Origin of the sequence: Dehalobacter sp., assembly GCA_023667845.1 — a bacterium.
Lineage (GTDB): Bacteria > Bacillota > Desulfitobacteriia > Desulfitobacteriales > Syntrophobotulaceae > Dehalobacter.
Map to the genome: position 1 here is coordinate 1 of JAMPIU010000076.1, position 1,186 is coordinate 1,186.

1 protein-coding gene, 2 tRNA genes and 1 rRNA gene are annotated in these 1,186 nt (G+C 47.1%); all 4 read left to right on the forward strand.

What is annotated here, in order from left to right; translation table 11 throughout:
- A 16S ribosomal RNA gene (locus NC238_06400) occupies nt 1-203 on the forward strand; the annotation flags it as partial.
- A gap of 397 nt (nt 204-600) precedes the next feature.
- Nucleotides 601-674 (forward strand) — tRNA-Ile (locus NC238_06405).
- Nucleotides 675-750: 76 nt separating this feature from the next.
- Nucleotides 751-824: transfer RNA gene (locus NC238_06410), tRNA-Ala, on the forward strand.
- A gap of 59 nt (nt 825-883) precedes the next feature.
- Nucleotides 884-1,084, forward strand: a complete 201-nt coding sequence (locus tag NC238_06415; GenBank protein MCM1565572.1) for a hypothetical protein — start codon at nt 884-886, stop codon at nt 1,082-1,084.
- The last annotated feature ends 102 nt before the right edge of the window (nt 1,085-1,186 follow it).

The following is a 1,186-nucleotide window of genomic DNA, read 5'->3' on the forward strand; positions in this document are numbered from 1 at the left end:
AGCTGGATTCGCTAGTAATCGCGCATCAGCCACGGCGCGGTGAATACGTTCCCGGGCCTTGTACACACCGCCCGTCAAGCCATGGAAGCCGGGGGTACCTGAAGTTCGTAACCGTCAAGGAGCGACCTAGGGCAAAACTGGTGACTGGGGCTAAGTCGTAACAAGGTAGCCGTACCGGAAGGTGCGGCTGGAACACCTCCTTTCTGGAGAGACGCCTTTTGGGATGACCGGGCCAACACCGAGAAAACGGAACAAATGGGAGGAAGCCATAGAAAATACGTGAAAAGGGCGATAAGATCTTTTTCAGGATAGGCTTCCGGTTCACGATTTTTTTATTTTTTTTAAACGATCAACGTACGAGGTACCAATAAAAAAGGTAGTACGCTGCTGAACAGCCCCGACAGCAAGAGAAGGGTTGATGTCTTCAAGTGCAAGATAAAATGTGTATTTAATGATATGACCCGCGCATTGAGGCGGGAGGAGAAGGAATCCGTGAACCACCTCTTGATGAAAAAGAAGGAGGCGGCCAGAGAAACCCCAGACATCCCGTTGATGCCCATAGGAAAAAAAGAGAGAAGGGATGCCGACAGCAAACCAGCCAGTCCTATAGCTCAGTTGGTTAGAGCGCTACACTGATAATGTAGAGGTCGGCAGTTCAACTCTGCCTGGGACTACAGGAAAATGATGCGGTGATTGTTTGATTCGATGATTGGAAGATGAATAATCGGCAAATCAGTCAATCAGCAGATCGGGGGATTAGCTCAGCTGGCTAGAGCATCTGCCTTGCACGCAGAGGGTCAACGGTTCGAATCCGTTATTCTCCACGGAAAAAAAAGAAAGGCGAACGGGCGCGTTCGTTTCTGGAAAGAAGAAATATTGATGTTTGAAAGTCCGTACGGGGACAAGAGAAAGAGGAAAGAAAAACGGGAAAAGGTGGATTCACTTTTCTGTTTCCAACTTTTTCAGCAGGCGGTTCGACTCCGGTTCAGACAACGATCGATCAGCTGCCGTTATTGATTCGGCAGGCGCGATTGAAGCGATCTTTGACATGATGAAATTAAAACAAGAGCAAATAACAAAGTAAATAAAAGTTCATTGAAGCAATAGACTTTTTCTCGCTATAGCAAAGATCAAGCGCAGCTTGACCTCTGCACATAGCTTAACGAAAAAGTTCATTTTTAAGAAC